This window comes from Halomonas sp. SH5A2, from assembly GCF_014263395.1.
GTDB lineage: Bacteria > Pseudomonadota > Gammaproteobacteria > Pseudomonadales > Halomonadaceae > Vreelandella.
The window spans coordinates 3,124,109-3,136,659 of record NZ_CP058321.1 but is presented as its reverse complement, the minus strand read 5'-3'; the positions used below and the strand labels follow the sequence as shown (position 1 = coordinate 3,136,659).

Below are 12,551 nucleotides of genomic sequence, written 5' to 3'. Positions count from 1 at the left end.
GTTGTTATATGTCAAATCATGGAGGAAAGTCGGTGTTCATCGCATCGACGCTGATCATTTTCGGCTTGGTGGTTGTCGGCGCATCGTTCCCGGAAAGTTTTGGCAGTGCCGCAGAGTCGGCACTCGCGACGATCACCGAGTTGTTCGGCTGGTTCTATCTGTTTTCTGTGTTTGGCTTTGTGGTGTTCCTGTTTGGCCTGGCGCTCAGCAAATACGGCAAAGTGCGCCTGGGGCCTCAGGACAGTCGTCCTAACTATACCTTCTTTTCCTGGATTAGCATGCTGCTGGCCGCCGGGTTCGGCGTAGGTCTGGTGTTCTACGGCATGGCTGAACCCATGTTTCATTACATTGACCCACCCTACGGTGATGTGACCGCAGAAACCGAGGCCGCAGCACGCTACGCGATCCAGTACAGCTATTTCAACTGGGGTATTCACCAGTGGGCGGCATTTTCTGTCGTCGGGTTGATCATTGCCTATTTCCAGTTTCGTAAGGGGCAGGCCGGGCTGGTGTCGTCGGTACTATCATCGGTTACGGCGAAGCACCCAAGAATACGCCCTTACGCCTCCTGGCTTGATGTGTTTGCCGTTGTGGCCACGGTAATGGGGGTGGCGACCTCTTTAGGCCTGGGCGTATTGCAGATGAACGGCGGGTTGAATGCCGTCTTTGGCCTGCCGGAAAACGGCTTTTGGCAGTTTGTCATCCTGTTCGTGATGTTTTGCGCCTACATGCTCTCCACCTGGTCGGGCCTTGATAAAGGCATCAAGCGTTTGTCGAATCTGAACATGCTCCTGTGCATCGGCCTGATGCTTTATGTGCTGTTTACCGGCCCGACCATTGCGATTCTGGAGACTATAACGGTCGGGCTTGGCGACTACCTGCAAAACTTTATCGGCATGAGCTTGCGCACTGCGCCGTACAGCGACGAAAACTGGGCAAGCAGTTGGACCATTTTCTACTGGGCGTGGGTCATCGCCTGGTCGCCTTTCGTGGGTACCTTTGTCGCTCGCGTATCCCGGGGGCGCACGATCAAGGAGTATGTCTTTGGCGTGCTGCTGGTGCCGCCGCTGCTGGCCTGCTTGTGGATTGGGGTGTTTGGCGGCGCCGCGCTCAACATGGAAATTGTCGGTGATGACATTGGTCTTGCCGCGGCGACCCAGGACAATATCACTGTGGCGCTGTTTGAAATGTTCGACCTGATGCCGTTTTCCGGTGTGCTGTCACTCATTGCCATTATGTTGATTTTTGTTTTCCTGGTGACGTCCGCCGACTCGGCGTCTTACATCGTGGCGCAAATGACCGATAATGGCTCTATCAATCCGCCGCTTTACAAGCGGGTGCTGTGGGGTGTGTTGATCGCCGCAATCTGCTTTACCCTGATTTTGGCGGGCGGTCTTGCCGGCCTGCAATCGGCAGCGGTGCTTTCCGCGCTCCCGTTCACCTTTATTCTGTATATGATGGTGATCGTGCTGGTGCGAGAGCTGCGTGCCGACCGTAAAGCGATGCTTACCCAACTGTACCGTCGCCACGGTGAAACCCCTGTGGGGGCCGATGCCTTTGAAGCGGAAGAGCTAGGCGAAGAAGAGCGCTTACGCCGTGCGCCCAACGTTGTCAATCGGCGCATTAATCACTGAGGGTATCTCTCCCATGAAGGCTAACGACTGATGGTCAGGCAAACGCGGCACGGTGCCACACGGCGAGCGTCCAAGGGGGCTGTCTTCGACCGCTGGTTAGACCGTGCCGTGTGTGTCGCCGTTATTACGGCAATTATTATTGGGCTTGCCGCCGTTATCGCGCACTGGTGGTTTTAAACCGACCGGCGATACGTCCTTTTTCAACCTTGATGGCCTGCCCATGCGCTGTTTTTAGGCTGTCCGCGGGCGGGTTTCGATGCGGTTTCGGCCCAGATGCTTAGCGTGATATAGGTGCTGATCGGCTTGGGCCAGTAGCGCCGCTGCGCTGATTGTCGCCTGGGCTGATGTGCTGGCGACTCCCATGCTGGCGGTCAAGTGGGTATGCGTACTTGAGTAAGCATGAGGGATAGCCAGTGAAAGCACTGCCTGGCGTAATCGCTGGGCGACCTCAATCGCGGCCTCTTCATCTTGATTGGGCAAAACACAGACGAACTCCTCCCCACCATAGCGTGCCAGCAGGTCATGGGCCGGTTCGATGCAATTATTCAGCACCTGTGCCACCGCGCGTAGCGTGTCATCACCCATGGCGTGACCGTAATGGTCGTTAAATTCTTTAAAGTTATCGATATCGATAAAGATAACCGAGAAGGGTTGGGCACGTCGCTTGGCGCGCTTCAACTGCTGCTGATAAAACAGATCAAAATGCCGCCGGTTGGCGACGCCGGTCAGTCCATCGATATGCGACAGGTGGTGGAGTTGGTCGCGTTGATCCAACCCCTGTTGAAAGGCCTGCAGCAAGTGGTCGAGGCTGTCGACCAAATGCCCCAGCTCATCATGACGATGACCTCGCAACTGCGGTTTATCCCAGTCGCCTGGGCGTTCAGGGTCAGCATGCGCGATGGCGTCGTGGACCTTGAGCAGTGGTCGGGTAATGAAGTAATGGAAGAAGGCAATAATCAACAGGCTGAGGATAAAGGCTTCCAGCACGCTGGACCCAACGACCGATATACTTCGATCAAGAAATTGTTGAGTAAGGCGTTGTTCATCAAGTCGAAGCTCGACCTCGCCCACTACGGCCTCAGGTAAATCGGCGGCGACGTAATAATTCAACGGAATCTGGTAGTGCAGCATATCGCCAAACAGCCGTTGGCTTAACCAACTCGTTTCAACCGCCTCGGTGGGAGCAAACTCGGCCAGGGGGCTGCCGAAATCGTCTCGGATGGCGACTTCGGCAATTTCGTTATCGCTGAATAACCCATAGGCGATCTGGTGAGCCAGGTCAGGGTTTAGCTGAAAAGCGGCTTCGGCGGCAGCGCCGCTGACGATAGCCAGCTGTTGTTCAACCCGTTGGGCAACATTCTCGCGCATCGACAAGGCGTGATTAAACAGCTCCATACTGCCTGCAATAACGCTGATCAAGATAGCCAGCAGTAAGGTGAGCAGCGCTTGCTTGGACGTTAGGCTGCCCGAGCGCAACGGTATGGATGTTTTATTCATGGCGCGAGACTCCGTGTGCCTCGCCAAGGGGAGGAAGGTGGTGCTGTAGCCGTTTGATCAGATCCTTGGACACGCTGGGATGACAGGCAAGATACAGCGGTGCGCGATAAAACGTAAACAGGTGCCTTAGCGCCACGTTTTTTGCGTTGGCCAGAAACTCGCCGGTAGCTTTGCCTGTGACGATCACATCGACAAGTCCCGCGTTCAAGCGCGCCAGGTTTTCGCGTTCATTCGGTGCGCGCAGCACGTTAATTCCCTGAGCGGCGACATGATTGCCCACCGCATCTTCGCGGAAACTGCCCACGCGAAAGTTAGCCAGCTCTTCTACTGAGCTTGCCTTGATATCCCGGCCAGCAAGGCTGAACGCAGCCCACTCGTTGACGACTAGCGGCCCCGCCCAGCGAAAGAGAATCTCGCGTTCAGTGGTGCGGGTGGTGGAGTAAACGCAGTTTTGCTCGCGAAGGCGTGCAGCGGTATAGGCCCTGGCCCAGGGAAGCAGCCGAAACTCTGCGTCAATATCCGCCGCACGCAATGCCTCGCGTAGCACCTGGGTGGCGCTACCCATGATCTGTCCTTGCTCGCTTGGGTAATTGAAGGGTGGATAATCTTCGGTATTGATGACCAGCGGTGCCGCACTGAGTGGCTGGCTAAGGGCCAGCAATAACGTCCCAAGCAAAGACCGCCAGCATGACGCGATACGTTGTTGTAACGGGTGAATGGGTGACCTCGCGGTCTTATTGTCCAGCACGAACATCCTCCAGGGCTTCCTGCAGGCGATTAATCAGGCCTTGATCCGTGGTGGGGTTGATAGCAAAGTATAAATCCGATTCGCTTAATATATGCACGGCATTCAACCGACTCGCCTCAACGCCTTCCCGGGTGGCGATCCAGCGCGCCACCTCATCGCTATAGGCCCATAAATCGACGCGCCCACGACGTAACATGTGCAAGGCGCTGCGGTTATCGATGGCCGGGCGGAGTAACTCGGCCGGATAGCCGGCTTCTTGCAGCGCTTGAGCGCCAATATCTTCACGAATCACCGTGATGCTCAACCGCTTGTCAATTGCCTCTTCCAGCGACGCGAGCCGAGCGACCTGATTATCCCAGGTCAACAGTACGACCCGGTCGTGTGCGATGGGACCAACCCATTTGAAGTGTGCTTCTCGGGCAGGGGTACGGGTGGTCGAAAATAACGCCGTATTGGGCTCGTTTTGCGCCAACTCGTAGCCGCGTATCCAAGGGTAGTAGAGAATATCCTCACGTTTGAAAGGTGTCCCAGCATGCTCAAATATTGACTCAAGCAGCGTGACCGCTCGACCTTGCAACTGGCCAGTCTGTGGATCCAGGTAGTTATAGGGAGGGTACTCCTCGGTAACAAAGGTGAGCGACGTTAGGTCGGAAGACGAGCCGCCAGCGAGTGCCAGCGGTGCAAGAAGGGACAGCAGCCCTGCTAGCCACCGCCCGATGATCGGCTTTCGACGACAACTCACTACCCCCGCTTCCTTCATGTATTAACGTCCCTGTTATTAGATTATCAATCAAACTTAGAGCAAGCCGCAGCGACTGTCACCTCTATTCTTCCAACGATAGGCATGTCGCTTTTGTGTGCCAACCTGATACGCTTGGCATCTTGTTAGCTGGTGAGAGACATCATGGTCCGCGCTCAACCTACCCAAGCTGCTTCAGGCTTCGCTTCGCGTCGTGAAATTTTTGGTTGGGCGATGTTCGATTTTGCCAACCAAGCCTATACATTGCTGATTATCACCGTGGTGTTCGGCGAATTGTTTACCACCGTGATTGTCGGTGACCGCGGCGATAACTTTCGTCTTGCCAATCTGCTGTGGAGCCTCGCCCTGGCCACCAGTTATCTGTTGGTGGTTGTCACCGCACCGCTATGCGGTGCGATCATGGATGAGCGGGCAGAAAAGAAACGCTTTCTGCTGTTCAGCTACCTGGCCACCGTTGCGACGACCGCCATGCTGTATTTTGTGGCGCCGGGCTATGTAGTCCTTGGGCTCATCCTCATCATCATTTCGAATTATGCCTACTCAATGGGTGAGTCATTTATCGCGGCCTTTTTGCCTTCGCTGGGGCCTCCCCAGGCGCTGGGTAAGATCTCCGGATTTGGCTGGGCGCTGGGCTATATCGGCGGGCTCTTTGCGGCAGGTTTCACGCTGGTGGTGCTGGGCGAAGCAAGCGCCGATAACTTCGAGCGCATTCGCTGGGTAGGCCCCTTCGCTGCCGGGTTTTTCCTGGTGGCCGCAATACCTACCTTCATATGGCTGAAAGAGCGGGCAACGCCGCAACCGCATCTCGGATCCTACTGGCATACGGCGCGTCGGCGCGTCACGGCCACTTTTCATGACCTCAAGCATTTCAGGGATCTGTCGGTGTTTCTGGTATCGCTGCTGTTTTCGATGGCAGGGGTGTACATCATCATCGCCTTTGCCTTTATTTACGGGGCCCAGGTGATCGGTTGGGAAGCAAGCGTGCGCAATATCATGTTCATTATTGTGCAAATTACGGCGGCCGCGGGGGCGTTGGGGTTTGGCTGGATTCAGGACCGACTGGGTGCCAAGCGTACCTATCAGATTACCCTGGGGCTGTGGATCGCCGCCATTCTGGCTATCTGGCTGACCCCGCAGTTCACCGACTGGGTGAACCAGGCAACCGCATGGCAATGGCAACCCCAATATGTCTTTTTGTTCGTGGGGTGTTTGGCCGGGTTAAGCTTGGGCTCCAGTCAATCTGCGAGCCGCGCGCTGGTCGGCTTATTCTCGCCAACGACCAAGTCAGCGGAGTTCTTTGGCTTTTGGGGGCTGGCCAACAAGCTGGCCGGTGTCATCGGGATTGTGTTGCTGGGAGGGCTACAGGCGTTGGTAGGCCTCCAGGCATCTATCTTGCTGTGCGCGGTATTATTTGGCGTGGCGATGCTGATTTGTGCCAGGGTCAATGAAGCCCGTGGCCGCCAGGCAGCCCTGAACTGGCAGGCGTCCCCTTAGTGGCTTGTGTCGGCTGTGTCGATATGCTTAGCTGCACAATCATGGATCCCAATACAAGGAGTTGATATGGGCATTGAAGTCGGTGGATTACTGGGGCTTATTTGGCTCGTCATCATCGTTTGGGCCATCATCAAGGTAGCGAAAAGCCCTGCGGGTGGTCTTGCCAAGTTACTATGGATACTGGTGTTGCTGTTTTTCCCACTGGTCGGGCTGATCGTGTGGCTGCTGCTTGGACCGAAAGGATAGCGCAGCGTTACTGGTGATGTAGATATGAATAAGGCAGGCCCCGGGCCTGCCTTATTAAGTAACCGACTATAGATTAATGGCGATCAGCTTTGTTCTTCACCGGGAGGCGCCTTGTAATGCCCGGGAATTTTAAGCTTCTCTCCGTTAGGCAAATCGCGCACTTGGGTAGGAACGTAAACGCGTTTGATGACACTTTTGGGTTTGTCACTTCCCATGACCGTCTCCTCCTGTCAGGTTGTCGACAGCGTAGGCACTTACATTAGCTGTCGATGTGGCAAGAATCAAGCGGCGGCTTTTGGGTAAAATGGTTAGGAAACGTGCATATTGCGTCGCCTGGCAGGCGCTTGGGCACTTTTGAGGTATTCTGGAAATAAACATAAACAGTCTGCTTTTGTACGGGGTAAGCAGGCGATAAGACACATAGCTTAAGTGGAGTTGACAACTAGGATGGTGGATCACTTAGAAGAACAGTTTCAGACGCTTGGCAGCCAAGAATCGCACAAGCCTGATTATCCCGACCAGGATCATGTCCTCATCATTGAGGATGACCAACGCCTGGCTGAGCTGACGCGGGATTATCTGGAAGCCAACGGCTTTCAAGTTACGCTGGAAGCTGATGGGGCGAAGGGGGTGGATCGCATTCTGACCCTGCAGCCGGACTTGGTGATTCTTGATTTGATGCTGCCCGGGGAAGACGGCCTGGCGATTTGTCGCCGCGTGCGGCCCAACTTTGCGGGCCCGATCATGATGCTCACGGCACGTACGGACGATCTGGATCAGGTGTTGGGGCTTGAAATGGGCGCGGATGACTATGTGCCCAAGCCTGTTCAGCCCAGAGTACTGTTAGCCCGCATGAGGGCGCTGCTGCGGCGTGCCGATGGGCCAGCCTCTGATGGCGAAATACGGCTGCGCTTTGAGAATCTGGAAATCGATAATGCCACCCGCGAAGCCTGGCTGTCGGGGGAGCGCATCGACTTGACCAGTGCCGAGTTTGACCTGCTGTGGCTGCTGGCGCGCAATGCCGGGCGTGTGCTCACCCGTGAAGAGATTTTTAACGATCTGCGGGGGATCAAATACGACGGGCAGGATCGCTCGATCGATGTGCGAGTGTCACGTATTCGCCCCAAGATTGGTGATGACCCCAACCAGCCCCACCGTATCAAGACGGTACGTAGCAAGGGCTATCTATTTGTGAAAGACAGCTAATAATTACTCAGAAGGACAGCCACATGCGGCGGGTGCTCAGCCACGGCTCGTTTTTACGCTTTTATCTGCTGCTGGGTGCCGCGCTGTTAATGGTGTTTTTAATTGCCCTGGGTGGGCGCGCCTTTATCGAGCAGGTCAGCCGTGAGGACTATCGCGAGGCATTAACGGCGCTACCGATGTCGTTAATGGCGCAGCAACTCGCCGACAGCACGCCGCGCGAACGCCAGACGCAGCTATCGGGTTGGGCTGAGCAGCTCGATATGCAGTTGACCCTTTTGCCGTTGGAAGACGCCTCCCTAAGCTATTTCGAACGTGCCCGCCTGGAGCGAGGTAAAGTACTGGTGGAGACGTCCCCCTGGCGATTACAGCGCCGCCTTCCTGGCCAATCCTGGCTGTTACAGGCCGACTTCCCTAACTGGAGCGAGCGACAGTGGCACGCGACGATAGAGATGCTCGGCGCTTGGCTGTCGCCATTTGACGGTAGCGAACGGCGTGAGCGGCTTGGTGCATTGGAGCAAGGTGGCTGGCCACTTGCGCTGACCGATCGCCCGCCTGCTGAGTTGAGTGATGCGCAGCGTCGCCAGCTCGATCGTGGCGAGGTCGTCACTCGGTTACGCGGCGAACAACTGTCGATAAGCTTCATCTATCAACTGCCCGACGGCTCCCAATGGCTTAAAGCAGGACCTGCAGCCGGGGGTTCCAACCTGCCGATCAACCTTCACTTGCCGTTATTGATGGCCCTGATGGTCGTGCTGGCGCTGATTATCTACCTGGTGATGCGCAGTATCGAATCGCGCATGGCGCGCCTGGAACTGGCGGCGACACGCATTGCCAGCGGTCGCCTGGAAACCCGCGTCAAAGTCGAAAGCGGCGACTTTCTGGGGCGCCTGGGCATGGCGTTCAACGGCATGGCCAATCAGGTGCAGTCGCTGTTGCGCGGCCAGCAGGAGATGATTCGCGCCGTGTCACACGAGCTGCGAACGCCGGTAGCCCGTATCCGTTTTGCAGTGCAAATGGTCGAGGACATGACCGATCAGCCTGCTATACGGCGCCAGCTTCAGGGTATCGATACCGATATTGCCGAGCTGGATGAACTGATCGATGAAATTCTCACCTATGCCCGACTGGGGGGCGAGACGGTCAACGGCGCCGAGCTGGAAACGTCGCTGGTGGAATGCAGGGCGATGGCCGAGCGGGTGATCGACTCGCTTTCGCCGCTTCATGAAGGCTTGGCGATAACGCTGGCGCCGGGGCCTGACATCGAGCTTCTGGCTGAACCTCGCTACCTGCAGCGCGCGCTGCAGAACCTGGTCAGTAATGCCTGCCGCCATGGTCAGTCCAAAGTGGTGATTGGGCTATGGGATGAGCCCCACCTGGTACGTATTGACGTGGAAGACGATGGACCGGGGATTCCAGCCGATGCGCGGGCTGATGTGTTCAAACCCTTCGCTCGTCTGGATGATAGCCGTGCGCGCAGTTCGGGGGGCTACGGGCTGGGGCTGTCGATTGTACAGAAAATCATGGCAGGCCACGGCGGCAGCGTCACCGTGGATGCCAGTCCTTCCCTGGGTGGCGCGCGGTTCACGCTGCTGATTCCGCGTCGCGAGTCGCCGGCTTGATGCCGTTGAGGACGGCAAACGACGTTTCCTGTGCGGTGCGTAAGAAGTCCTGCATCCACGGCGCCTCTAGGGTTTCTTCCCGGACGGCCGCATACAGCGTGCTCCACACGCCCTGCTCACCAAGCTTGACGGCGCTTACGTAGTCGCGTTCCAGGTACTCCGAGAGTGCCCAGTTAGGTAGCGCACAGACACCACGGCCGCTGGCGACAAGCTGCATCATCATGATCGTCAGCTCGGCGGTGCGGATTTCCCGTGGGCGTACATTGGCGGGTGTTAAAAACTGGCTGAAGACGTCAAGCCGTGACTGCTCGACTGGGTAGGTGATCAGGGTTTCATCGGCAAGTGCCTCAGGAGTCACGAAGCCCTGACCGGCAAGTGGATGTTGCCGGGCAACCGCGAGTAATCCTTCATAGCGGAACAGCGGCGCGTAGTGAACCCCCTCTATTGGCTGCGGGTCAGCGGTGATCACCAGATCGAGCTGTTCGCGCGCGAGCGCGGGCAGCGGGTCGAAATGGTGGCCGCTGGGTATATCGATCTCGACCTCGGGCCAATGGTCGCGAAAGTAGTCTACCGTGGGCATCAGCCACTGGAAGCAGCTGTGGCACTCAATGGCCATGTGCAGCCGTCCCATTTCAGTTCCCGCCATGCGCGCCAAATCGCGCTCTGCCTTACGGACTTCAGGCAGAATCTGATCGGCAAGTTCCAGCAAACGCAATCCGGCGCGGGTGAACTCCACCGGCCGGGTCTTGCGCATGAACAACGGGCTATCCACACGGCTTTCGAGGTCTTTCAACTGATGCGACAGTGCAGACTGGGTGAGGTGAACCCGCTCGGCGGCCTCCACCAGAGACCCCGTCTCGCGAAGCGCCAGCAGGGTGCGCAAGTGGCGTAATTCAATCATGGTGATTATTTTTCATGTTTAATATTAAAAACATTAGTTTGATTCATTTATTGGTGGTGCCCAGACTATGTGAAATCATTCACGTTGCAAGGTCTCATCATGACAGTTTCTCATATTCTCGGCTATCCCCGCATTGGCGCCCGGCGCGAGCTTAAAAAAGCCACCGAAGCCTACTGGCAGGGCGAGTGTTCCCGCGAAGCGCTCGAACAGACTGGCCGCGACTTGCGTTTGCGTCATTGGCAAGCCCAGCAGGCGGCGGGACTCGATCTGGTCAGCGTGGGTGACTTCGCGTTTTACGATCAGGTACTGAATGTCTCGGTCCTGCTAGGTTCGGTGCCCGCGCGCTTCAAAGCACAACAGGAAGTGGCGGCGGGTGACGTTGACCTGGATACCACCTTCCGCATGGCACGGGGACGTGCGCCCAGCGGTCAACCGGCCCCCGCCTGCGAAATGACCAAGTACTTTGATACCAACTATCATTATCTGGTCCCGGAACTACACGAAGGCCAGCGCTTTACTCTGGCTTCCCACCGGCTGTTCGACGAGGTCGACGAAGCGCTGACCGCGGGATTCACCCCCAAGGTGACCCTGACTGGTCCGCTCACCTGGCTGTGGCTGGGTAAATCCCAAAGCGGTGAACTGGATCGACTGACGCTGCTGGATAGCGTCCTGGACGTCTACGGCGAAGTGCTGGCACGCCTTGCCACCCTAGGGGTCGAATGGGTTCAACTGGATGAGCCTGCGCTGGTGCAGGACTTGCCCCTTGATTGGCAGCAGGCCTATGAGCGCGCCTATCACCGCTTGCAGTCCGCCCCTTTGAAGCTGATGGTGGCCAGTTACTTTGGCGGTCTGGGTGACAATCTGTCGCTGGCGACCCGGCTGCCGGTGGATGGGCTGCACATTGATGCCGTGCGCGCGCCCCAGCAGGTAGACAGCGTGATTGATCGCCTGGGGCCGCATCAGGTGCTGTCGGTGGGTTTCATCGATGGGCGCAATATCTGGCGCGCCGACCTTGCCGCGCTGCGCGAGCGTTTGCTGCCGCTCAAGGTTCGTCTGGGTAAGCGGCTCTGGCTGGCGCCAAGCTGTTCGCTGCTGCACGTGCCGGTGGACCTTGCCCAGGAGACAGACCTTGACGAGGCGCTGGTCGGTTGGCTGGCCTTTGCCCGCCAGAAGCTCGACGAAGTGGTGTCTCTTACCCGGCTGATTGATAACCGCGCCACCCCCCTTGATGAGCAGCGCTTGAAAGCAGCAACGCAGGCGCTGGATGCCCGGCGTGAATCGGGCCGCATCCATCAGCCTGCCGTTAGTGTTCGCGTTGCCGCTATCACGGCCAAAGATAGCCAGCGTCGCGTCCCCTATGCCGAGCGTGCGGTGGCGCAGCGGCGTGCCCTGAACCTGCCGCTGTTGCCCACCACGACGATTGGCTCCTTCCCGCAAACCCCCGATATTCGAGCAGCGCGTCGCGCCTTTAAAGCAGGGAAGCTAAGCCAGGCCGACTACGAGGCGCGCATGCGGGCAGACATCGCCTACGCGGTCGAGCGCCAGGAAGTATTGGGTCTGGACGTGCTGGTACACGGCGAGGCCGAGCGCAACGACATGGTGGAATACTTTGGTGAGCAGTTGAATGGCTTTGCCTTCACCCGCTTTGGCTGGGTACAAAGCTACGGCTCGCGGTGCGTCAAGCCGCCGATTATTTATGGCGACGTGACACGTCCCGCCGCCATGACCGTACGCTGGAGCGAGTATGCGCAAAAGCTGACCAACAAGCCCATGAAAGGCATGCTGACAGGCCCGGTGACGATCCTGCAGTGGTCCTTTGTGCGCGATGATCAGCCGCGGGACACCACCTGCCGTCATATTGCGCTTGCGCTGCGCGATGAGGTGCAGGATCTGGAGCGCGCCGGTATTCGCATCATCCAAATCGACGAGCCCGCCCTGCGCGAAGGGTTGCCGCTGCGCCAGCATGAATGGCAGGGCTACCTGGACTGGGCGGTGACGTGTTTCCGGTTAAGTGCTTCAGGCGTCGACGACAGCACGCAGATTCACACCCATATGTGCTATTCGGAGTTTAACGACATCATTGGTGCGATTGCGGCGCTGGACGCCGACGTGATCACCATTGAAACATCACGCTCGAACATGGAGTTGCTGGACGCCTTCCAGGACTTTGCCTACCCCAATGAAATGGGTCCCGGTGTTTACGATATCCACACGCCGAATATTCCCGACGTGGCGTGGATGGTCGATTTGCTGGAAAAGGCGCTGGAAAAGATTCCCGCCGAGCGGCTGTGGGTCAACCCGGACTGCGGCCTGAAAACCCGCACCTGGGCCGAGGTGGAACCGGCCCTGGCCAATATGGTCGAGGCCGCCCAACAGATGCGTCAGCGCTATACGTAAACGACATACCTCAGGACGTTTAACCCCGGCTTGGTACCGGGGTTTTTAC

General features: G+C 57.5%; 11 protein-coding genes. 6 read left to right on the top strand and 5 right to left on the bottom strand.

Annotated elements, in window-relative coordinates:
* Positions 1-8 precede the first annotated feature (8 nt).
* Positions 9-1,634, top strand: coding sequence for a BCCT family transporter (locus tag HXW73_RS14565; RefSeq protein WP_186253764.1), 1,626 nt, complete (start codon positions 9-11; stop codon positions 1,632-1,634).
* Positions 1,635-1,865: 231 nt separating this feature from the next.
* Here HXW73_RS14565 and HXW73_RS14560 read toward each other — a convergent pair whose 3' ends face one another.
* Genes HXW73_RS14560 through HXW73_RS14550 form a run of 3 tightly spaced genes read right to left on the bottom strand, consistent with a single transcriptional unit; the run spans position 1,866 to position 4,621 of the window.
* Positions 1,866-3,131 carry a GGDEF domain-containing protein gene (locus HXW73_RS14560; protein WP_186253763.1) on the bottom strand — a complete coding sequence of 422 codons (1,266 nt, stop codon included), beginning with the start codon at positions 3,129-3,131 and terminating at the stop codon, positions 1,866-1,868.
* Positions 3,124-3,879: a substrate-binding periplasmic protein gene (locus HXW73_RS14555; protein WP_240538651.1), complete on the bottom strand. Its 756-nt coding sequence runs from the start codon at positions 3,877-3,879 to the stop codon at positions 3,124-3,126. The genes HXW73_RS14560 and HXW73_RS14555 overlap by 8 nt, the downstream gene beginning before the upstream one ends.
* On the bottom strand, positions 3,866-4,621 hold the full coding sequence (locus HXW73_RS14550; RefSeq protein WP_240538650.1) for a substrate-binding periplasmic protein: 756 nt from the start codon (positions 4,619-4,621) through the stop codon (positions 3,866-3,868). Before HXW73_RS14550 ends, HXW73_RS14555 begins: the two co-directional genes overlap by 14 nt.
* A 162-nt stretch (positions 4,622-4,783) precedes the next feature.
* Between HXW73_RS14550 and HXW73_RS14545 the strand changes: the two genes are divergently transcribed.
* Together HXW73_RS14545 and HXW73_RS14540 are read left to right on the top strand one after the other, a co-directional pair.
* Positions 4,784-6,133: an MFS transporter gene (locus HXW73_RS14545; RefSeq protein WP_186253760.1), complete on the top strand. Its 1,350-nt coding sequence runs from the start codon at positions 4,784-4,786 to the stop codon at positions 6,131-6,133.
* 66 nt (positions 6,134-6,199) lie between these two features.
* A complete protein-coding gene (locus tag HXW73_RS14540; RefSeq protein ID WP_186253759.1) occupies positions 6,200-6,379 on the top strand; it encodes a PLDc N-terminal domain-containing protein in 180 nt (59 codons plus the stop codon).
* A gap of 83 nt (positions 6,380-6,462) precedes the next feature.
* Here HXW73_RS14540 and HXW73_RS17970 read toward each other — a convergent pair whose 3' ends face one another.
* Entirely contained in the window at positions 6,463-6,594 is a 132-nt protein-coding gene (locus HXW73_RS17970; RefSeq protein WP_267886945.1) for a hypothetical protein, read from the bottom strand.
* Between the two features lie 232 nt (positions 6,595-6,826).
* Here HXW73_RS17970 and HXW73_RS14535 point away from each other — a divergent pair, with 232 nt between their 5' ends.
* Positions 6,827-7,585, top strand: a complete 759-nt coding sequence (locus tag HXW73_RS14535; protein ID WP_240538649.1) for a winged helix-turn-helix domain-containing protein — start codon at positions 6,827-6,829, stop codon at positions 7,583-7,585.
* Between the two features lie 23 nt (positions 7,586-7,608).
* The gene (locus HXW73_RS14530; protein WP_186253758.1) at positions 7,609-9,204 is read left to right on the top strand and encodes an ATP-binding protein; all 1,596 of its coding nucleotides are present in this window, start codon (positions 7,609-7,611) and stop codon (positions 9,202-9,204) included.
* Here the strand turns inward: HXW73_RS14530 and HXW73_RS14525 are convergent.
* On the bottom strand, positions 9,167-10,105 hold the full coding sequence (locus HXW73_RS14525; RefSeq protein ID WP_186253757.1) for a LysR family transcriptional regulator: 939 nt from the start codon (positions 10,103-10,105) through the stop codon (positions 9,167-9,169). The two genes, HXW73_RS14530 and HXW73_RS14525, sit on opposite strands and share 38 nt — an antisense overlap.
* A gap of 99 nt (positions 10,106-10,204) precedes the next feature.
* On the opposite strand from HXW73_RS14525, the gene metE reads away from it, so the two are divergent.
* On the top strand, positions 10,205-12,502 hold the full coding sequence (gene metE, locus HXW73_RS14520) for a 5-methyltetrahydropteroyltriglutamate--homocysteine S-methyltransferase (protein WP_186253756.1): 2,298 nt from the start codon (positions 10,205-10,207) through the stop codon (positions 12,500-12,502).
* Positions 12,503-12,551: the final 49 nt, after the last annotated feature.